A 984-nucleotide genomic window follows, 5' to 3' on the forward strand; every position below is an offset into this window, starting at 1 on the left:
CGGGCCGATCAGCATCATCGACTGGGCGGTGACCTGGTAGAGGGCCAGCCCTGAAGCCACCTGCTCCTTGGGCAGCACCCGGGGCACGAACACACCGGCCGCGGGTCCGCCCACCGCCGCGCAGGCGGACTGGGCAGCCACCAGAGCCAGCACCCCGGCCACCGGCACGTGTCCGGTGAACGCCTGCAGCGCCAGCAGCAACGAGCACACCGCCTGGCCCACCGTCGCGGCCAGGTAGATCCGGCGCCGGTCGCCCCGGTCCACCCACGCCCCGGCGAACAGGCCGAAGCACACGAGCGGCACAGCCTGTGCGAGACCCACCGCACCGCTCCAGGCCGCGCTGTGCGTCATCTCCCAGACCTGGTACATGACGGTGACCATGGTCATGAAGCTGCCGAGCACGGACACCGTCCGGCCGATCAGCAGACGCCGGAAGACGGGTGAGGTACGCAGCGGACGCACGTCGATGAACGCGCGGGACACACTCACGAGGGCATGACAGGGCGGCGGCGGACAGGCTGAGGCATGGCGGGGACCTTATCCGCCCGCACACAGCCCCGGCGAGTCCTTTTTCCCCGCCACTCCCCGGGACGCCGGCGCCGGGCCGCCCGCGCCCCTCAGGCCGATTCGTTCAGCAGGCGCGACAGGTGCTCACGGCCGGGGGCGAGGAGCCCGGGCAGGGGTGCCGCGTCGGCGTACCACCGCGCCTCGTACTCCCAGCACAGCCACCCGTCCCACCCGTTCCGTGACAGCACCTCGACGACGTCGGTCAGCGGCAGCACCCCCGCCCCCAGCCCGACAGGTGTCGTGTCGTCCGCCGAGGCGATGTCCTTGACCTGCACGTACCCCAGGTGCGGCGACAACGCCGCGAAACTGTCCACCGGCTGCTCGCCACCCAGCCACGTGTGCATCACGTCCCACAACGCCCCCACCTGCCGGTGCCCGACCAGCCCCAGCACCCGCATGGCGTCCGCACCGGTGCGG

Annotated in this window: 2 protein-coding genes; both read right to left on the bottom strand. The window is 72.3% G+C overall.

Annotated elements, in window-relative coordinates; genetic code table 11:
- A partial coding sequence (locus CCN29_RS32075; RefSeq protein WP_143661435.1) for an MFS transporter occupies nt 1-489 on the bottom strand: 489 nt, incomplete at its 3' end.
- A gap of 128 nt (nt 490-617) precedes the next feature.
- Nucleotides 618-984 (bottom strand): sugar phosphate isomerase/epimerase family protein (locus tag CCN29_RS32080; protein ID WP_143661436.1); only part of this gene is annotated, 367 nt, incomplete at its 5' end.

The organism is Streptomyces pseudogriseolus, from assembly GCA_002154585.1.
GTDB lineage: Bacteria > Actinomycetota > Actinomycetes > Streptomycetales > Streptomycetaceae > Streptomyces > Streptomyces pseudogriseolus.